The sequence below is a fragment of the Priestia koreensis genome, assembly GCF_001274935.1.
Lineage (GTDB): Bacteria > Bacillota > Bacilli > Bacillales > Bacillaceae_H > Bacillus_AG > Bacillus_AG koreensis.
Window position 1 is genome coordinate 74029 of sequence record NZ_LILC01000007.1, and the last position, 17557, is coordinate 91585.

Genomic DNA, 17557 nt, shown 5'->3' on the forward strand with positions numbered 1-17557 from the left:
GTACACCGCTATGCGGTGAACTAATGTGCAAGCCTCGCAGACAAAAAGCTTGTAGGCTCCCTTACTCCCCCTTTAAGTTTGCTGCATGATGTAAATCCACACTCGTTTTCTTAAAGTCCTCATTGAAAGTTTTGTCCCTATTCTCACATGGTAAATTCATTTATTAGCAGCAATCCTCATCACTTGATCCTGATCGTGGAAGGCTATACATAGAGGGATGCTAACGCTCAGTTTTTCAATTGCTGAAATGAAGGCCATAATTGTTCTAGTTATTAAGTACAACGTAATTCCCACCTCATCTTCCTCTTCAAAACCACCAATATTTATGTAGATATCACTAAAAGGCTTACACGAAGGGCCTTCAAGATAATGCTCCCAATTTGATGCCCAATCGTCATTTTCTTTCTCTAGAGGTTCATAATCTAAACAAAAATAAAATGCCCCTTCCCATGAATTATCCATGTCGTACTCAAAATAGATCGCTTTTACATCTTGATTTAAATCAGCCAAATCTCTTTCTAAGTTAATTCTTAGATCAGAAGTATAAAATGAAAGATCTAAATTTTTAATTACTTTTGCGATGAATTCGCCGGATAACTTTGCACAAACTAAGTGGTATTTTTCGTCTATATCGTTAGGTTTCATAGATAACAGATCCATTTGCAATTGCTCAATATGCGAGTAAAACAAATCCATTTTGATTTTCCCTTCTTTAATAAGAAGTTAAATTGATACATACGCTTAATGAATCAAAAGCCTTCGGTTGGATGAGATTGTAAATAAAGTATACTTTGATGAAAAACATTTGGAAACCGGAGAAGCAATAGAATCATTTCTAATAGAATAGAAACAGGCAAAGCTATTTAATCACTACTTAAAAAGCGGCAACTCATGTAAATGAACGGCCGCTTTTGATAGGATGTTCTAGAATTGGTAGCGAATATTAACACACTATGATGAAGATAGTGTTTGGCAGACGCGCATAGTACCAGTACGCACAATCATTATAATTCGCAATTTTTCTTTAAAACAATCGCTAACTCCATTACTTAGTTTAACACAAACGTATGTTTGTGTTAAACCTTTTTGAGAATGAAGATTGGTATGCAATTTTTCACTTGCTTTTTTCAAGTTCGAGGTCATAATTAGAATAAATTTTTGCTAACCTATTGCGATACCGATCCATATTAGATGAAAATCCTTTTACATCATTTTTTTTACCTGTAGCCTCTGAAGTCATATCTTCAAAATTGATAAGATCTAGGTTTGAATACATTAAATGAATATTATCTATTACCTTTTTTTCTTCTTTTGAACTACCTAATGCCTTATCAATATATGTAGATATACCGTCGCGTTTTTTTGTGTAATTATATTTATCAAATGCATCTGGAACATTTTCTCCATTTTCAATCGCTTTTGCTGTTTTGTCCATTAGTACGTAATAAGGCCAAGTTTTCTTAATATAGTCAGGTGCTTTTTCTAGCGCTTGTTCGTTTGATTGCGAACAGGCACCCAGTAACAACAACATCATCATCCCTATAAGAACAACATATTTATTTTTCATCTGTATACCTCTTTTCTCTTTAGTAGGGTAACTATAACATACAAATTTTTATAGGTTAAGATAAAAAAAGGAAATTGGGTGGTGATTGATAGTAGTTAAAATAAGATCAAAACATTTCAATAAGTGATTAATAGGTAAATTTAAAGACCAGATGGTAGAGAGAGGAAGCGGTGAAAGATCATACACCCAAACCCTTTCTTTTTTATCATATAATATTTCTCCTTTAAAATTTCCTCAGTACTCTTCTCCCTCTCGTTCTCCTTCATCCCGTAAAAGTTGAAAATTAGACACAGAGATAGAGTTTTTATCCCAAGACGTATTTATTTCAGCTTGAACTTTAAACACATCATTTATATCCATTTTCTCCTCTTTTTACAAAAGGTATTAACCCTTCTTTTTCATAAAATCTTATGGTATGAGATGGGATGTCCATCATCTTTGATACCTCGTTAATATTATACTCTGTCATAAATCAGACCTCACTTATGAGTTTATTCTTGTATTATGTTAACAGTATAAACGTTAGAGTGTACTTTAATGCAAATGCCAAACCACCAAACAGGATATTAATGGAATATAACTAGGTATTAAAGATTATTTTTAAGACTTTGAAGTTCACTTCAAGGTTTATCATTCAATCTATCAGAGAAAGAAGTAGATTAGAAGCTTCGGTCAGACTTATCATTTTTCAACCTAAGGTTTTGGCAACCTGCAAAATCAAAAAACTTGTGATAACTATTAAATCTGCCTGGACTTTTCATAAATTCACCCTACTCTTACGGTTAGTACGGGTAGCGTTCAAAAACGAGAGGAGAATATTTTATGTCAGAAAAACGTCAACTTGCAATAATTACTGGAGCATCATCTGGACTTGGTCTTGAACTTGCAAAACAATTTGCACACAATGGTTACGATATAGCGATATCTGGATCGAGCGATCGAATTTTTGAAGCAGCTACGATTATTCGCGATTTAGGAGTAGAGGCTTATCCTCATAAAGCCGACGCGGCAAAGTACGATGGAGTCGAAGATTTTTGGAACTTTGTAAGTGAATTGAATCGACCAATTGAAGCTGCCGTTCTTAACGTTGGTATAGGTCTTGGAGGAGCCTTTGCTGAAACGGACCTTGAGGATGAACTAAGGCTTATCTCTATTAACATCTCTGGTACAGTCCACATGGCAAAACGAGTAGTAAAACACATGCTTCCAAATGGTAGAGGTAAAATACTTATCGTTTCATCCATATCTGCAACGCAACCAACTCCTTATGAGACTGTGTACGGTCCATCAAAAGCATTTGGTTTTTCATTTGCAGAGTCTCTGCGTGAGGAGCTACGAGGAACAGGAGTTACGGTCACAGCTCTACTACCTGGGGCAACAGATACGAATTTTCATTCGAATGCGGGAATGGATTCTAGTGAAATTGGCTCTTCAGAGAAAAATGATAAAGTTCTTGTTGCTAAACAGGGCTATGAAGCACTGATGAGCGATGAAGATCATGTCATAGGCGGAGACGAAGAAACAAAACAAAAAGCTATAGAGAATCGAACCACTCCTGAGACAGTGAAAGCCGCTCGTCATGCTAAACAAGCGCGTCTCCAAGACTGAGTACAATTCATCAAAAGCTCATCTCGCATACGATGTACGTAAAAACAAGAATTGATGAGTAAGCATATTCTTTAAGGGCTACACCTAATACACTGCTTTAAAGTAATAAACAAAACGATGCGGAGCAATAATCAAAGCCTAATTTCTCATTTCTGTTAATGAGAAATTAGGCTTTTTTGAGAGTTTCTTCATTATCAAATACGCTTAGTTGAAGTGCTAGAGAACGTCAAGATCATAAAGCAAAAGAGATCATCCTTTATGATGTTAAAAATGGGAAATGACTCAAATAAGCGCCTTCCACTTTATTAATTAGTAATCCGTATTCAAATTTGTTATTGATGTAATGAACAAATGTGTCTAAACTCTTTCCTTCCTTTAAACAGTTTGGAGTTCGTATAGGATTATTAATTAAATGCCTTACTCGCTGCAATTGCGAGAAGTATGATGATCCCTGAACATACAATTGGTACTACAAACAGAAGAAATGTGCGCCATGCGCTTTTTGAATGTTTCCATTCCTTTTCAAAAGAAGACCAACCACCTGTTAGGAACATACTCCAAAACAGACTACTCTTGTTCTTCTCCCCTTCTATTTGTTTCTGATCGGCATCTTTTTTTAGCATGTATCCCACATCCCTTATAGAATTCCATGATTATAATTGGAAATTTTCTTCTAAACGTTTTCTTAATAATAATTGTTTATTTATGGTAAGTAAATTATTATCAACAACCTAGATTCGAAAGAAAAAGCATCTAGAGGTGATTATTTCAAGGGAGTGAAAGGAAAAGCTCAAGTTCCATATGACAAACTTTATAAAAGAGAAATAGGTAAAGAAATTTAAACAAGCAAGTCAAAATTCTTAAAAAATGTATTTTACTTACCATTTGTATGAAAGGATAAGGCTGAACTGTTTGGACATGTGGCGGTACTCTATAAAGAACGAATATTAAAAAATGAAATTTTAAGGAATGTAAAAATATCCTATACAAATAATAAGATGAATAACGGTTTCATTCGAAAGGAGCATTTTTATGAAGAAAATAGTAATGGTAGGATTCATTTTGTTATTTCCGCTCAACATATTACCCGAACCGATGAGTACTGTCGCTGAAGCTCAAGAGCATCGCATAAGTCAATCTGAGGTAACGTTTGAAAATGAATTCAGAAAACTTTGGATCGAGCACGTACTGTGGACAAGTAATTACATTACCAGTGCCACAACAGCAGGATCTGAAGACCAAAAGCAGGTATTAGCAAGGTTGCTCAAAAATCAAGAGGATATTGGGAATGCTGTGAAGCCAGTATACGGGGAGAAAGCCGGTATTAAACTTACTGATTTACTTAAGGAACATATTGTTATTGCTGGCAAGATTGTAGACGCAGCTAAAGCTGGCAAGAAAGATTCGGTGAATAATCTAAACAAAGAATGGTATAGAAATGCCGACGATATAGCTGTTTTTCTTAGCCAAGCTAATCCATATTTAAAAAATGAAGATCTGAAAAAATTGTTATATATGCATCTGAAATTGGTAACAAATGATTTATCTGCAAGCCTACAAAAAGATTGGGAAGCAAGAATTCGTGCGATTGATGAGGGAGTCTCACATATTATCTTAATGGCAGATACAATCTCTATGGGAGTGGTGAAGCAGTTTCCAAAGAAATTCACTAAATAATCTTAGAAATCTCCAGTCGGATTCCGGGGATTTTTACATATAGAGGATAAACAGAAAAAAATACAGAGAACTGCAGGAAAAAGGATGGAGATACGCAAGCTAGCTTTTGTTTGATTACCCCATCACACAGGCCTGTCAGAATAATCTACTGCCTATAAAAATAAAGCACAAACAACCCACTGATGTATGACAGTGGGTTGTTTGTGCTTTTAATTTTAAAAACCTATCTAAGCTCCTGCCCCTCCCGCAGCTCCAGCTGGCTTTCTTTGACCTAGTTCCTGATCTAGAATAAAAATAGCCGCAGCATTGTTTTGGGCGAGCCGCAGGCGATCAACAATTGTTTGTGCCTGAGCTTCTTCATCAACTTGTTCTCTCAAAAATTCTTGTATAATAATGAGTGTTTGCTGATCATTTACCTTGTTAACATACTCGTACGCTTGACGATAAGAATTCGTTACAAATTTTTCATGTTCCAATACTCGTTGAAAGGTTTCTAATGGTGGTCCATACTCACTTGGTTGTGCTGGTAAAGCACTTAATTCAACGGTGCCTCCGCGATCAACTAAATAATCAATCAGTTTTAACATATGCGCCCTTTCCTCTGCTGATTGAAGTCGTAGCCAGTTACCCATCCCTCTATAATTCAATTTATTCATGTAGTTTGACATGGCTAGGTACAAGGTTGATGACACGTGTTCAATTTGAATTAAATTATTGATTAATGTTTGAACTTGCTCGTTAATCATTGTGGCTTTCCCTCCCCATACTTTTACAATTTAAATTCACTGTCATATTATTCGAATGTATCATTAGACATTCATAAACTGTTGAGGAAGTACTAGATAAATATCTAGATTTACATTTGTAGTTGAGCTGTTTATGACGTTATAAAAATTTTACACTTGTAGATAAAACAGCTAGTACGTTAAGTGTTAGTCACATGATGAATATATCTGCAACTATCTATCTGTTTCACCCATCATCATCAAAAATAATGAAGTTGAACTAGGAATTAATCCAATCATTCTAGAATAGTACGAAGGTAAATGTAATAAATGGGGGGATTAATTTGGCATTTGTTGCAATATATACGGTTGGTAGACTAAAGCATTCAAATGAACATCCCGCCTCTCGTGAGTTTTTTGAAGTGGGGCATGAGGTAATTAAACAGGCTATTAAAACTGGCCACCTTTTAAAAGAATTTTCGCCTAATCGAGTACGTTTGCCTGAGAAATTTATTAAAGAAGAAGGAGAACCTATTCTCACCCTAACAGTGTGGAAAAGCATTCAATCCCTATATGGTTTTACCTATTCAGATCAACACATGAAAGCTCTTAGAAGTAGAAACAAGTGGTTTGGATCTCTTGAAGAAAGACAGCCTAATTATGTAGTGTGGTGGACCGATAAGGTGACAGATGTTTCATGGAGAGAAGCTTTTAAGAGGTATGATTTCTATATTCAAAATGGACCAACTCCTTTTGCATTTGACTTCAAGCACGTATTTGATGAATTTGGTGAGAGATCCGAATTTAAATGACAGGGATAACTTCCACACTTTGAATTGGAAGCAGGTCCTTATTCGTTTAATAAGTGTTGCAACATCAAAAAAACGTGTTAAAAAAGATCTTCTGATGATCCTTAGTTTCTCCTCTTCCCTTTTGATGGAGGAGAAACTTTTTCGTTTTCAAGAATTTACGTATCTTCGACATCACGGATGAATAGCGCTTTTCTAGCATACTAATTCCCAAAGTATGCTTCTGAGGGTTGTTTATGGTGGTATCTGTCGCAGCTTGAGTCAATCTGCTATGATAATAGAGAAATTAATTGATAGCGATTACATAACGAAGGAGGATCTTTATGGGATCACGAATTATGCACGCCATTATCGGCTACAAGGTCATGGCAAATTTACATATTGAAGATAACTATTCTTTTTTGGTAGGAAGTATTGCTCCTGATGCGGTTTTTGAGTCCGAACTAAAAGCCGCCTCTCACTTTTTTATTGGGAATGAAGGCGATTTTTCAAGAAGTGTTGATTATGAAGGATTTCTAAAAAAATATGATTTCTATCTGCCTCAGCATCAAGATTATCTATTAGGCTACTATACTCATTTGATTGCGGATGACATTTGGCTACGAGGTTTTTATCTTCCATGGCTAAGAAACCGTATGCAAGCAGAGCACCAAATTCATTCCATGTATCATCGAGATTTTCAATTATTAAATAGTAAACTTCTCCATCATTATGAGCTGAGTGATCATTTGCAATCTCTTTTTGAACTGAATAAGGTCATTCCAAATTTGGACGAAGTACCTTTTGAACGAGTGAAAGAATTTATTCCCTTTGTAGTAAATGATATGACCGATTCGCTTTCTTCACTTACTGAAGAACTACAGGTATTTACCTTTCACCAAATCATAGGTTATGTAGAAACATCTATTGAGGTGGCAACCCTTCGAATCAAATCATGGCATGGGAAAATAAGGGCTTCATGTTAGAGCCAAAGAAAATGAACATTGAGCAGACGCAGAGGGCCTATTAACATCGCATTGTATGTTAAGTATAAAGGAGTTTTAATTGATCACCCCACACTCCTATTTATGCGTTAACAAAACTGAAGTGACTATTACATGAGAAACGGAGTAAGACTACATGATTAAAACATTTGTTCAGTATATGAGTAAATTAAAACGTGAACGAACCATACGCGTTTACGTACCATTCAAAGCGATACCGCAATGGCCGGAAGTTCATCAGGTGGTGTCATTTCGACTTATGCGATGTGTCGGTACCCAAGTATTTTCACTCGGGTCGCTGCTCTTTCGAATGCTTATTGGTTATGTCAGCAAGAGATTGAAACGCTTTTAGAAGAAAGTGACCTATCCGATGTAAAACGCTTTTATTTTGACGTGGGAACGAACGAGCACACCGCTACTTTCGGTTCTGATGTGTACCTCCATTCAAATCGTTCTGTGAAAGAATTATTAGTCAGTAATCCCCCCTAATAAATAGTCATACGAAAATTTCTTTCGATAACTTCGCTAATCCACTTCTATATCCAATATTTTCTGCCCAGATTATTACTCATTCGTTCAAGCCACGTTTCAAAATTACAATTCAAATTTGTCGGGTCAGTATCTACATCAATGAGAGAAGACCAGTATAAATAGTGATCGCCTTCCCCGTCTTCATTCAACTGATTTGAATTAACAAACAGATGGTCTCCGTCATCATTTCCTATCACATACCATCCTTTTGGAAGGAGTTCACTTCTTGTATAGATGGTATACAAATCAAGTATTTTCTCAAGGCTCATAATATGTATGCCACCCCCATAATTGGGGTCAGTAAATAGAAGTGATCCGTCATGAATCAGCAAAAAATTCTTAAAATCGTTTGGTAAAATCAATTTGGTTTTCTGTTCAAATTCTTGTAATAATTGACTTGATATTAAAGGAGAATTAAACTCGCAGGTGAATTCATCATTATCACTTCCCGGAATCATCACCGTCAATGTATTGTTTGGTTTTAGCCTTTCTTTTAGGTCGTTTAATGTTTTTTCTAGCAAACTTCTTGTCATCGTTTTTCCCCCTCCTAAAACAAATAATTATTTCTCAATTAATGAAAACCTTAAATAAGTACGTTATATACGGTTCATACTGCATAAAGGAATTTGCACAAAAAGATCAGCACCTGCTGCTAAAGTGATTGAGATCGTTTTATTTGATAATCTTATGGAAATATTATATCTCATTTTTTTCCATTTTAACTAGAATTTCTTGATGTAGGTCAAATAACCTTTCTGCTTTTTGGGGTCATTTATTGAGTTAAAGGAAAAAGGGTACTCTAGTCGTCACTAAGAGGATCCTTTTTAAATGCGTCATACCACTTTTATCGTTCTCTCTGATTTAAAATACGCTCCTTTTTCTTTAGTATGTTCACGTTTGGCTTAACTGTTTTAGTTTGAACCCTGTTGATCTTATGTATGTCTTCTTCTTGTTTAGATTTTCATTACACGATCTCCTCCTTTTCTCATAAAAAAGTGGCAATTAGAGTGAATGAATAATTCCATTTTTCAGACTTCGGTTGACAAACCGCTCAAACAAGTGTAACCTAGTTCCTAATTCAATTTATTTATTAAAACTTAATATTCTTATCTCGAGAGGTGGAGGGACTGGCCCTACGAAGCCTCGGCAGCGGACTATCATAGTACTGTGCCAATTCCAGTAGCAATTTGCTTGAAGATAAGAAGAGAAACGATATTTAATGCCCTCTTCTTATTTATTGAGAAGAGGGTTTTTACTTTATAAGAGAAAGAAGGAAATTTATTTATGACACAAATAGCGATTAAATCCCCATTTAAAGCCGATCACGTTGGTAGCTTTTTAAGAACGGTTCCCTTAAAAGAAGCACGAAAAGCTTATGCAAATGGCACAATTAATAAAGAAGCGCTAAAGGCCGTCGAGGATCAGGAAATCACCCAACTCGTTCAAAAGCAAATTGATGTTGGCCTTCAATCCATTACAGACGGAGAATTTCGTCGTTCGTGGTGGCATTTAGACTTTCTAGCAGGATTAGAAGGCGTGGAACTGTTTGAAACAGAGTACATTAGTCAATTTAAAGGCGCTAAAACGAAAAACAATGCTATTAAAGTCGTAGGGAAAATTGATTTTAATGAGCATGAAATGATTCAGCACTTCACATTTCTAAAAGAAGCCGTTGAACGTTACGGCGATGGTAGTCAGGTTGCTAAATTCTCGATTCCTAGCCCCAATATGCTGTTTACGAGAATTCAAGAAGATGAGTATTATAACGGAAATCGCAAACAGTTTTATGATGATACGGTTGCGGCTTATCAAAAAGCGATTCAAGCTTTTTATGACGCAGGCTGCCGATATCTTCAACTAGATGATACATCCTGGATTGACTTTGTATCTGACGAGCGGATAAAAGCTGTTGAAGAAAAGCTAAACGATAACGTAGAGAATATCATTCAGTCTAGAGTTAACTGTCTAAACGACGCTATCGCAAATAAACCGAGTGATCTACTCATTACAATGCATATTTGTCGCGGAAACTTCCGCTCTACTTACATCACGAGCGGTGGATATGACCAAATATCCGATGCGATCTTCGCTCAGCTCCATGTAGACGGTCTTTTCCTTGAGTATGACGATAATCGCTCAGGTAATTTTAAGCCTTTAAAAAGCTTTAAACGCAATGATCAGACGGTCGTATTAGGTTTAATTACGTCTAAGTTTCCAACATTAGAAGAAGCTGATTCAATTAAGAAACGTATTCGAGAGGCTAGTCAGTATATCCCATTAGAAAACTTATCGTTAAGCCCTCAGTGCGGGTTTGCTAGCACGGAAGAAGGAAATGAATTAACGGAAGACGAGCAGTGGAAAAAGATTAAGCACGTCATTGCCATTGCTGAAGACGTTTGGGGAAAACAATAATTCCTTACAAACTCCACCACTTCTAAACGAGTTGTGGTGGAGTTTATAAGGTGTAACTTCCTTTCTAAATTAAACATTCTCGTTTAAAGTAAACGTTTAAGTATGCCTGCTCCTAAAATCTACTGTGCCCCCCTCTTCTTCAAAACAGTTCAAACATAAAAAAGATTCTATTACACTCGTGATCACTTCCTGTATAATAATGTTTGGTATTCTAGTTAGTGGAAAACTGAGCTATCATTTATCTTTATCATCCTACAATATATATAAATTCAACCAGAGGAGCATTTCTTTCATGCGCTATATTCGCTTTTTTATTTCTCAGATGCTGCTATCAGGCATCTTAGTTGCGCTTCACTATTACTTTGATGAAACCGTTCGATATTCTTTTCATCCGAAGTCCATTTTAATTAACTTGATAATGGTGGCTGTAACGGCCGTCTTGGCTCGGTTTATATACACAGATCGAGAAGAGAAAGCATCCCATCCTCACCACATTCGGTTTCGAACCAAGATCGTTCTTACCATCGTTGCGTTTCTTGCGGCAACTATTGTATTCGGCTTCATGACAAGACAACTACTGTTTTAGCTACTAAGGATAAAAAGATAGGAGTAGAAAATGAGAAAAGTACTTAAAGTCCTGTTGTCTGTGCTCGTTTATGGCTTACTTATCCTACTTAGCATTCTAACTGGCTCACTTCCCTTTGACGAAGGGCTAAACACGAAAAAAATTGACCGGCACATCGAGAAGCTAAAGGAGCTTTCTTGGTTTAAAAACGTATACAAAGATGAACGACATCACCAGTCATTTTTTATTAATCGCAAGGTTCGAAAGTATCTTCAAAGCTCTGTGCGCGTTCGTCTCTTAATAAAGAGTGAGAAGTCACAAAAGAGATTTATGAAATTACTTGAAGAACAGGCCATGCTGCGGGAGAAGAATAAGGCATAGAACAAGGAGAGGTTATCAAACCTCTCCTTGTGTTGTATAAAAAACATATCAAAACTCGTGATTCTCTTTCACAGTCTTTCCTCAATCAATAACATAAATGGGTCAGCCTGTTTTTTCGAAACATGATAAACCGTTTGTGTATCTTCGTCATTCATGATGGTAGCGCTATGATTTTTTTTATGCATCCATCATGAGAAGGACTGTGTTTTTTTACTCTTGTATTCAATTTCTAAAAAGAGATCTGGATCTGCCACATCTACCACTACCTCTACTCTTTAAGCACTTAAAAATGCTTTTTGAATAATAGCGATTGAAAATTCACCTTCTACCTATTGATTTGATAATACCCATTACAAAAAACCGCTTTTTTCGGCTTCATTAAAATTAAGATTGAATTATAGATATCCGACCCTGAAATCACCGCGTTAATCCAACAAATAAATAAGAATACGGCTTTTATATCACCAGATACATAGAATGAAGCGACTCCTGGAATAACGGTTAATACAATAAACGGAAGGCTCATAAAAACCCAGTATTTCCTTTTGGAAAGAACGGCATTTGTCGTTAGCCAAAAAAAGATGCCGCTAAAGGTTAGGCTTATATCACCATCTTTTTTGACGACTAAAATATGTATGCTTTCATGAATAATGAACACAGCGATCCATAGTAGGATTAAATACTGTATCTCAAAATGGGAAAAGCTTGTTTCAAACAGAAAAGGAATGGCAAAAAGCATAAGTTGTAGCCCGTAAACAAATTTCATATAGTGTGTGCGGTACCAAGCTTGCTGAATAAACGGTGTCCACTGCGATAAATCGCGTTTCACCTCTGGTAGATGTTTAAACCAAACCACCATAAACGATAACTCCTTTATTTTTTAAAAATGTAAAATTAAGTAAAATATAAACTGATTTTAGCATAAAATTCAGAAAAAAAGAACCGGCACCGTAGATCATTTGCTGTGTCGGTTCTTTTCTAATAGTGATACTATGTATTCATTAACTTCCTTCTAAACTATTTCGTACAATTCGTACCATATCGTCTTCAGCACCTAAACTAAAGTTCAGGAAAATCCCTTGACCTCCACCAGCACCAATTGCGGAAACAAAAACCGTTTGCTCGTGTCCCACTACGGTTAAACTGAGACTTGCTCGGTTTCCATTTCGCATAAAATATTTATCATACACGCGAACGGCCACTTTCGCATCTCCAAGCGTATAGTTGGTTTCATCAACTAATTTCATGCTAATCCCACTGTTACTAATATCTTGATCTAGTCGTTCTACAACCTCGTCAAATTCACCCATTATGGTTTTTTCATACTTTGCCATGATAACCTCTTATCCTCCCTTGCGTTCCTTCATATGTAAGTTTTTATCTCTTTGGCCGTTTGTTAAACGGATCCATCTCTCTTATTTTCTTCTTCGCGTCTCTTTTTGTTTAGCCTATACCCAGAATACGTCCCTCCAAAGATTGCGACAAACATGGCGATCCAAATTCCTACCCATACAGACATGTTAGTTACCTCCCCTTTTTATCAAACGTTCAGTACACCACGAAATCCTCTGGAGCTATAGTAAGAATCCGCGCCGTTATGGTACGTGAACACATGGCCGAAGCGGTAGTCGCAAAAAAGCGCTCCACCCTTCTCCCGAATATTGTCTGGTGTTTGAATCCAGCTGGACGTTTTTTTATCCACTTCGACAAGCGTTTGTAAGCTTCGATACTGAGCTTCTGTTAAAATCTGAATTCCCATTGAAGTCGCCATATCAATCGCATTGTTTTCTGGCTTATTCTTCTTTCTAGATTCTAGCGCGTCGCGATCATAGCATACGCTTCTACGACCTTGTGGGCTTTCTGGTGCACAGTCATAAAATTGAAAGCAGCCTTTTTCATAGCCTATGACGTCAGGCTCACCGCCTGTTGACTCCATAAGATATAACGACCATAGTTTATGAGTGTGTGCTTCTAGCTTTTCTTTTACATTTACCCAATGTATTTCTGGATGTCGAGAGCTATTTTTCTCAAATCGCTCCTGAAGCACGCCTAGCAGCTCCGCTTTTTTCTGCTGTGAGAATTCACGTGGATCTTCTAAAAGTGTAGACATGTTAGAGCCTCCTTTCTGATCTGCAACAAAATAATTAAAATAATCCGATATTAGTAACCTACTGGTTTAGGCTACCGCACGAAGAAATGATAACGCCAGTGAAATGACGAAAACGGATAAAACGAACGAATAAATAGATGACGTAACTTTCTTTTGAAACGAAAAATGGCTGTATTTTTTATACAAATAAACAAGGCATAAAAAAGAGAGCGCATAAATTCCGTAAGACAAAATAAGCGTTGGCTGTGGTGCTAGGTGAAAAACGGATTTGTTAAGTGCTTCAAACAGAACTTTTACAATGAGCGTTAAGGTAAAAACAGCGATTTGATGCATGTAGAGCTTTGACATAGGTGAGTCGCTCCTTTTTGGCGAAATATGATAATAGGAATTTTAGTCAGGGTATGTAATTCATTCCTTATAGCAGTCGTGCAATCGTATGTGAAAACACAGCAATGTCACGATAAGGCGATACGCTGCAAACCTTCATCTCAAGCTCCGTCATTTTTTGATTCCACTCGTCATCGAATTTGTGCTCATTGTCAATGTAGCTATATAGATTATGTATGCCATAGCGCTCTATTACTTGAAAACCAGCTTTCGTCAGCCATTTGTTAAGATCGTCTTGTGAAAAGAGGGAAATGTCCGCTCCAATCACAGAACTATAGTCTGTTTTTCGATCCACAAATGACAAAGCTGCAGACGGAGATTTTTCAACAATCGCTTTTTTCATGACGTTCGCTAACGGATTATGCGTAATGAGAGAAAGATACCCTTGTCTTGTTATGTTCTGTGCAAGTGTCCAAATCCCCTTCTCAGGATCGTCTAAATATTCAAGGACGTTGTGACAAAGCAGAAAATCTGCGCTAAACGCCAGCGGATGAAGATCTTCTATAGCTGCTTGTTTAAATTCTATGATCCCATTACTCTCAAATGCCTTCTGTTTTGCAGCAGAAAGCAAATCGTTATTCGGTTCTAGACCTAAAACGCGCCACCCTTTGTCAGCGAGGGATCTAATCGTTATCCCAAATCCGCATCCAACATCCACTACGTAATCATCACTAGCTAAAAAAGGCTCTATTTGAGCAAGAGTACTCGTGTAAAATAGTTTTCCCCACGGCTGTTCTGTGTAGGACAGGTATTGTTCAACGCTCTTTGAAAAATGTTCTATGTTTGATCTCAATGTATTCACTCCCTAATTTAGTGTTAAGAACAATTAGCTTTTGAAGCAATTACTTAATGGTTGTACACACTCAACAGTCACTATAACCATTACCAATTTTATCCTATTTATAAAATTAAAAAAGGTCTTGACCTTTTGTTTCATTGTGTTATAGTAATAAACGCTGTTTAAGTTTTAATTTTCAAATTTAACCATATTTTGCAAAGGCTATATATTTCCTTCCTTCTTTTTAGCATTTAAAGGAGGAGTAATCCTCCTTAATAGAAATTATGATAGGGAATTTGCTTTCTTTTGCATTTGGCAGGCTATAAAACTTCTTCCTTCTATTTTTTATTTCAACCAGGAAGTGTTTTTCGAATCACTTCCTGGCTATTCCATTGTAGAGGGTTTAATCTCCTGCCACTGAAACACGGTAGGCTATGGCTGTTCTTCCTTCTTTTCATTTGATCTACTGACTTAGAGCAGCCAGTTTCCTACTTTTTAGTCATAGCTATTGTAACTTTTCCTTTTTAACCATTACTAACGTTTTCTAGAGTTCCTTTTCTATAGCCTATAAAACGATTTCTCTCGTAACCTTTTTCTTTTTCGTTCCACTTCTTTTGAAGAGTGATAATGAATTAAAAAAGGTTTTTAGCATGTTTAATACAATCTTTTTATCCATCTCATTCTTGTGTTAGGTCTGTAAACAGAAGAATAAGATGGATTTTTCAACGACGCTTATGCTTCATGATAGAGTTACTATTATTTAATAAGGGAGGGACGTCATGCTCTTCTTATCAAATTAAAAAGAAGAAGCTGACGATTAGATGCAAAATACGATTTTTTTGAACCGACAATTGAAGGTAATTGCACCTGAAGGGAATCAAACGCTTTCAAATACATATGTAGCAACAGCTTTAAAAAATCTAGAAGGACTCGGTTTTGGATTTTCTAAAGAACTGATTACTCGTGTACAGACAATGTCCGAGCTTTCTTTCTTCAAATTTTATAAGGAGATTCTTTCATCCTTAAAACAAATGGTTGGTGCTCACATTAGGCATAAACCTATGTATCCAAACTTTCCTTCCGAAGTGATGGAAATGGATGAAGCCACTCTATATGTGAACGCCATTTTGCACTATTTTACGCTTGAACAACCGGTTAAAGCAATTGGTGAACGTTCTCCCCTCGTTCACTCAAAAGAACTCCAACTTATTCAACTGGGAACAGAAATGGAATTTGTTGAACTGATGACGGGGTTAATGGCAGCCAAAACGTCCATTTCTCCAACAGATAAAGAGGATTTAACGTGGTTCCTTTCCACTTATGATGACACTGAACAAGTGCTTCCGAAAGAACTTCCTCAAAAAGAAAATATGGCCTTTATTATAGGAACACTTCTTCGTTTAGACAAAATAACCAATGTCACAGCAACAGCATATTTAAAAACGGCAACAGACATCCTTCGATTAGCAGTCGCCTTATCTGATGGAGATGTAAGTCTTGCGGAGGTAACACGTTTTCGCTCATTTAAAAATCGTGAACGACGCTTTTTACTAGCAGCTATGGAGCTTTGTCCATCGCTTCAGCTCGAAGATATGGTACGCTACAAAAATCGTTGGATTCGTTTAGGAGAACGACTACATCCTTCTGCTCATCAAAGACGATACCCTAAAGCAAATACGGCATTTAATGCTATGAGAAATAATACGATTATTAAGACATTTAATGGGCGCATTGAGCAGCTTCTAGAAGAAAAAAACATTTCAGAAGCAATTGCTTTATTAACGTCTCGACCAGGTGAATTTGCACGTCGTCTTGACCACCTTCTTCGTCTAGCTGATCAAAACAATCACTCTCAGATTGGAATTGCAGCAGAATTTGAAAAAGTCGTGTCCGAAGTGTCTACACCTGTTTTATTACAAGTATTAGCCCACTTCCGTCATCGCAACAACGCACAAGATTTACGCGTATTTTTTCCAAAAGGAAACGTGGCCAAACTGTTCGGAAAGCACAACACACTAGATCCACTGAGTGAATTAGTTTGTCAAATGATGGTCAGTATTTGTGAATCTGCGCTCAGACAGCGTTTTTCAGAACTTCCACCGGTCGGCAAGGTCTTCATCGACGACAATTTAACACGATATCCTGTACCGTTTTCACAACGTTCCGCTTCAAAAGCACTTCGCACACTAAGTCGAGGTAGCCAATTACCTCTTTCTGACGATGATATTGTCCGTTTTTTTGTGTGGTGGAAGGAAGGGAAAGTAAATGGAAAAGAAACCGGACAGGTAGATGTGGATCTTTCTGCTTATTTCTTAGATGAGAACTGGGCGTATAAGGAACACATTTCCTATACTAATCTCCGATCCGATTACAGCTTTGCCGTGCACAGCGGAGATATTGTCACGGCTCCTAGGGGCGCAAGTGAATTTATTGATGTTAACATTCCACAGGCACTTAAAGAAGGCTGTCGCTATGTCATGATGAACGTCTATTCGTTTTCAGAGCAGCCTTACAAAGACCTTCCTGAATGTTTTGCTGGATGGATGGGTCGAAATGATGGCAATACGGGTGAGATCTTTGAGCCATCTACCGTGCAAAACAAGTGGGATATTACTGCTGATGCGACGATCGCAGTTCCACTTATTATCGATTTAGAAACACGCATGGTGGTTTGGACAGATTTATCTCTAACGCGAGGACTTTCCACTGCTAATAATATTGAGGGTAGCCATAGCGCGCTTGAGGCAGTTGGTAAAGCATTCATGTCCTTTAATAAAGTGACTCTTCATGATTTATTCCGGTTGCATGCTGAATCCCGTGGAGAAATTATCGAGAAAAAAGAAGACGCTGACGCTGTTTTTGCAGAATATGAGGGCATTACGCCTGAAGCAATCGAAGTAATTATTAGTGAGTATTTAGTTTAACTTCTAACATAAATACGATTATAAATCGGCTCATATCGTAAACTTTATGCTATGAGCCGATTTAGTATAGGCATTTCTATACTGTGAAAAAATATCCAAT

The 17557-nt window shown here is 36.9% G+C and carries 22 protein-coding genes and 1 riboswitch; of the genes, 9 read left to right on the forward strand and 13 right to left on the reverse strand.

From position 1 onward, the window contains the following. Positions 1 to 156 precede the first annotated feature (156 nt). From AMD01_RS05580 to AMD01_RS23415, 4 genes are all read right to left on the reverse strand, one after another. A complete protein-coding gene (locus AMD01_RS05580) occupies positions 157 to 696 on the reverse strand; it encodes a hypothetical protein (protein ID WP_053400424.1) in 540 nt (179 codons plus the stop codon). Positions 697 to 1114: 418 nt separating this feature from the next. After that, the gene (locus AMD01_RS05585; protein ID WP_053400425.1) at positions 1115 to 1567 is read right to left on the reverse strand and encodes a hypothetical protein; all 453 of its coding nucleotides are present in this window, start codon (positions 1565 to 1567) and stop codon (positions 1115 to 1117) included. A 234-nt stretch (positions 1568 to 1801) separates the two neighbouring features. Next, positions 1802 to 1927, reverse strand: a complete 126-nt coding sequence (locus tag AMD01_RS24890) for a hypothetical protein (protein WP_281176842.1) — start codon at positions 1925 to 1927, stop codon at positions 1802 to 1804. Further along, positions 1914 to 2036: a MerR family DNA-binding transcriptional regulator gene (locus AMD01_RS23415; protein WP_083446437.1), complete on the reverse strand. Its 123-nt coding sequence runs from the start codon at positions 2034 to 2036 to the stop codon at positions 1914 to 1916. Before AMD01_RS23415 ends, AMD01_RS24890 begins: the two co-directional genes overlap by 14 nt. A gap of 353 nt (positions 2037 to 2389) precedes the next feature. Between AMD01_RS23415 and AMD01_RS05590 the strand changes: the two genes are divergently transcribed. Continuing rightward, on the forward strand, positions 2390 to 3175 hold the full coding sequence (locus AMD01_RS05590) for an SDR family NAD(P)-dependent oxidoreductase (RefSeq protein WP_211263385.1): 786 nt from the start codon (positions 2390 to 2392) through the stop codon (positions 3173 to 3175). A 404-nt stretch (positions 3176 to 3579) separates the two neighbouring features. Here AMD01_RS05590 and AMD01_RS05595 read toward each other — a convergent pair whose 3' ends face one another. Further along, entirely contained in the window at positions 3580 to 3798 is a 219-nt protein-coding gene (locus AMD01_RS05595) for a hypothetical protein (protein WP_053400426.1), read from the reverse strand. A 409-nt stretch (positions 3799 to 4207) separates the two neighbouring features. Here AMD01_RS05595 and AMD01_RS05600 point away from each other — a divergent pair, with 409 nt between their 5' ends. Next, on the forward strand, positions 4208 to 4852 hold the full coding sequence (locus AMD01_RS05600) for a hypothetical protein (RefSeq protein WP_053400427.1): 645 nt from the start codon (positions 4208 to 4210) through the stop codon (positions 4850 to 4852). 227 nt (positions 4853 to 5079) lie between these two features. On the opposite strand, the gene AMD01_RS05605 is transcribed toward AMD01_RS05600, so the two are convergent. Beyond that, positions 5080 to 5595: a ferritin gene (locus AMD01_RS05605; protein WP_053400610.1), complete on the reverse strand. Its 516-nt coding sequence runs from the start codon at positions 5593 to 5595 to the stop codon at positions 5080 to 5082. Between the two features lie 326 nt (positions 5596 to 5921). On the opposite strand from AMD01_RS05605, the gene AMD01_RS05610 reads away from it, so the two are divergent. The 3 genes from AMD01_RS05610 (at position 5922) to AMD01_RS23420 (ending at position 7858) form a co-directional block, all read left to right on the forward strand. Further along, positions 5922 to 6389: a DUF3291 domain-containing protein gene (locus AMD01_RS05610; RefSeq protein WP_053400428.1), complete on the forward strand. Its 468-nt coding sequence runs from the start codon at positions 5922 to 5924 to the stop codon at positions 6387 to 6389. A gap of 320 nt (positions 6390 to 6709) precedes the next feature. Then, positions 6710 to 7351 (forward strand): hypothetical protein, encoded by a 642-nt coding sequence (locus tag AMD01_RS05615; RefSeq protein ID WP_053400429.1) that lies wholly within the window; start codon positions 6710 to 6712, stop codon positions 7349 to 7351. Between the two features lie 222 nt (positions 7352 to 7573). Further along, a complete protein-coding gene (locus AMD01_RS23420) occupies positions 7574 to 7858 on the forward strand; it encodes an alpha/beta hydrolase-fold protein (protein ID WP_281176853.1) in 285 nt (94 codons plus the stop codon). A 47-nt stretch (positions 7859 to 7905) separates the two neighbouring features. Here AMD01_RS23420 and AMD01_RS05620 read toward each other — a convergent pair whose 3' ends face one another. Beyond that, positions 7906 to 8433 carry an SMI1/KNR4 family protein gene (locus tag AMD01_RS05620; RefSeq protein ID WP_053400430.1) on the reverse strand — a complete coding sequence of 176 codons (528 nt, stop codon included), beginning with the start codon at positions 8431 to 8433 and terminating at the stop codon, positions 7906 to 7908. A gap of 570 nt (positions 8434 to 9003) precedes the next feature. Further along, positions 9004 to 9104: riboswitch (SAM riboswitch) on the forward strand. An 80-nt stretch (positions 9105 to 9184) separates the two neighbouring features. On the opposite strand from AMD01_RS05620, the gene AMD01_RS05625 reads away from it, so the two are divergent. From AMD01_RS05625 to AMD01_RS05635, 3 genes are all read left to right on the forward strand, one after another. After that, entirely contained in the window at positions 9185 to 10312 is a 1128-nt protein-coding gene (locus AMD01_RS05625; protein WP_053400431.1) for a 5-methyltetrahydropteroyltriglutamate--homocysteine S-methyltransferase, read from the forward strand. Between the two features lie 292 nt (positions 10313 to 10604). Next, on the forward strand, positions 10605 to 10898 hold the full coding sequence (locus AMD01_RS05630; protein WP_053400432.1) for a hypothetical protein: 294 nt from the start codon (positions 10605 to 10607) through the stop codon (positions 10896 to 10898). A 30-nt stretch (positions 10899 to 10928) separates the two neighbouring features. Further along, positions 10929 to 11258, forward strand: coding sequence for a hypothetical protein (locus AMD01_RS05635; RefSeq protein ID WP_053400433.1), 330 nt, complete (start codon positions 10929 to 10931; stop codon positions 11256 to 11258). A 325-nt stretch (positions 11259 to 11583) separates the two neighbouring features. On the opposite strand, the gene AMD01_RS05640 is transcribed toward AMD01_RS05635, so the two are convergent. The 6 genes from AMD01_RS05640 to AMD01_RS05660 form a co-directional block, all read right to left on the reverse strand. Then, positions 11584 to 12117, reverse strand: a complete 534-nt coding sequence (locus AMD01_RS05640; RefSeq protein WP_053400434.1) for a DUF3267 domain-containing protein — start codon at positions 12115 to 12117, stop codon at positions 11584 to 11586. A gap of 142 nt (positions 12118 to 12259) precedes the next feature. After that, positions 12260 to 12592: a DUF6054 family protein gene (locus tag AMD01_RS05645; RefSeq protein WP_053400435.1), complete on the reverse strand. Its 333-nt coding sequence runs from the start codon at positions 12590 to 12592 to the stop codon at positions 12260 to 12262. A gap of 62 nt (positions 12593 to 12654) precedes the next feature. Then, a complete protein-coding gene (locus AMD01_RS24895) occupies positions 12655 to 12777 on the reverse strand; it encodes a hypothetical protein (RefSeq protein WP_277933961.1) in 123 nt (40 codons plus the stop codon). 21 nt (positions 12778 to 12798) lie between these two features. Further along, positions 12799 to 13368: a DUF4256 domain-containing protein gene (locus AMD01_RS05650; protein ID WP_053400436.1), complete on the reverse strand. Its 570-nt coding sequence runs from the start codon at positions 13366 to 13368 to the stop codon at positions 12799 to 12801. Positions 13369 to 13434: 66 nt separating this feature from the next. Further along, the gene (locus tag AMD01_RS05655) at positions 13435 to 13716 is read right to left on the reverse strand and encodes a hypothetical protein (protein WP_053400437.1); all 282 of its coding nucleotides are present in this window, start codon (positions 13714 to 13716) and stop codon (positions 13435 to 13437) included. Positions 13717 to 13783: 67 nt separating this feature from the next. Further along, on the reverse strand, positions 13784 to 14548 hold the full coding sequence (locus tag AMD01_RS05660; protein WP_053400438.1) for a methyltransferase domain-containing protein: 765 nt from the start codon (positions 14546 to 14548) through the stop codon (positions 13784 to 13786). Positions 14549 to 15354: 806 nt separating this feature from the next. Here AMD01_RS05660 and AMD01_RS05665 point away from each other — a divergent pair. Next, complete coding sequence (locus AMD01_RS05665; protein WP_053400439.1) at positions 15355 to 17457, forward strand: TerD family protein; 2103 nt, start codon at positions 15355 to 15357, stop codon at positions 17455 to 17457. Positions 17458 to 17557 lie beyond the last annotated feature (100 nt).

Excerpts from the sequence above, each read along its gene's own strand:
- AMD01_RS05580 (WP_053400424.1), bottom strand. The coding sequence starts at position 696 with ATGGATTTGTTTTACTCGCATATTGAGCAATTGCAAATGGATCTGTTA.
- AMD01_RS05585 (WP_053400425.1), bottom strand. The coding sequence starts at position 1,567 with ATGAAAAATAAATATGTTGTTCTTATAGGGATGATGATGTTGTTGTTA.
- AMD01_RS24890 (WP_281176842.1), bottom strand. The coding sequence starts at position 1,927 with ATGGATATAAATGATGTGTTTAAAGTTCAAGCTGAAATAAATACGTCT.
- AMD01_RS23415 (WP_083446437.1), bottom strand. The coding sequence starts at position 2,036 with ATGACAGAGTATAATATTAACGAGGTATCAAAGATGATGGACATCCCA.
- AMD01_RS05590 (WP_211263385.1), top strand. The coding sequence starts at position 2,390 with ATGTCAGAAAAACGTCAACTTGCAATAATTACTGGAGCATCATCTGGA.
- AMD01_RS05595 (WP_053400426.1), bottom strand. The coding sequence starts at position 3,798 with ATGCTAAAAAAAGATGCCGATCAGAAACAAATAGAAGGGGAGAAGAAC.
- AMD01_RS05600 (WP_053400427.1), top strand. The coding sequence starts at position 4,208 with ATGAAGAAAATAGTAATGGTAGGATTCATTTTGTTATTTCCGCTCAAC.
- AMD01_RS05615 (WP_053400429.1), top strand. The coding sequence starts at position 6,710 with ATGGGATCACGAATTATGCACGCCATTATCGGCTACAAGGTCATGGCA.
- AMD01_RS05620 (WP_053400430.1), bottom strand. The coding sequence starts at position 8,433 with ATGACAAGAAGTTTGCTAGAAAAAACATTAAACGACCTAAAAGAAAGG.
- AMD01_RS05625 (WP_053400431.1), top strand. The coding sequence starts at position 9,185 with ATGACACAAATAGCGATTAAATCCCCATTTAAAGCCGATCACGTTGGT.
- AMD01_RS05630 (WP_053400432.1), top strand. The coding sequence starts at position 10,605 with ATGCGCTATATTCGCTTTTTTATTTCTCAGATGCTGCTATCAGGCATC.
- AMD01_RS05635 (WP_053400433.1), top strand. The coding sequence starts at position 10,929 with ATGAGAAAAGTACTTAAAGTCCTGTTGTCTGTGCTCGTTTATGGCTTA.
- AMD01_RS05640 (WP_053400434.1), bottom strand. The coding sequence starts at position 12,117 with ATGGTGGTTTGGTTTAAACATCTACCAGAGGTGAAACGCGATTTATCG.
- AMD01_RS05645 (WP_053400435.1), bottom strand. The coding sequence starts at position 12,592 with ATGGCAAAGTATGAAAAAACCATAATGGGTGAATTTGACGAGGTTGTA.
- AMD01_RS24895 (WP_277933961.1), bottom strand. The coding sequence starts at position 12,777 with ATGTCTGTATGGGTAGGAATTTGGATCGCCATGTTTGTCGCAATCTTT.
- AMD01_RS05650 (WP_053400436.1), bottom strand. The coding sequence starts at position 13,368 with ATGTCTACACTTTTAGAAGATCCACGTGAATTCTCACAGCAGAAAAAA.
- AMD01_RS05655 (WP_053400437.1), bottom strand. The coding sequence starts at position 13,716 with ATGTCAAAGCTCTACATGCATCAAATCGCTGTTTTTACCTTAACGCTC.
- AMD01_RS05665 (WP_053400439.1), top strand. The coding sequence starts at position 15,355 with ATGCAAAATACGATTTTTTTGAACCGACAATTGAAGGTAATTGCACCT.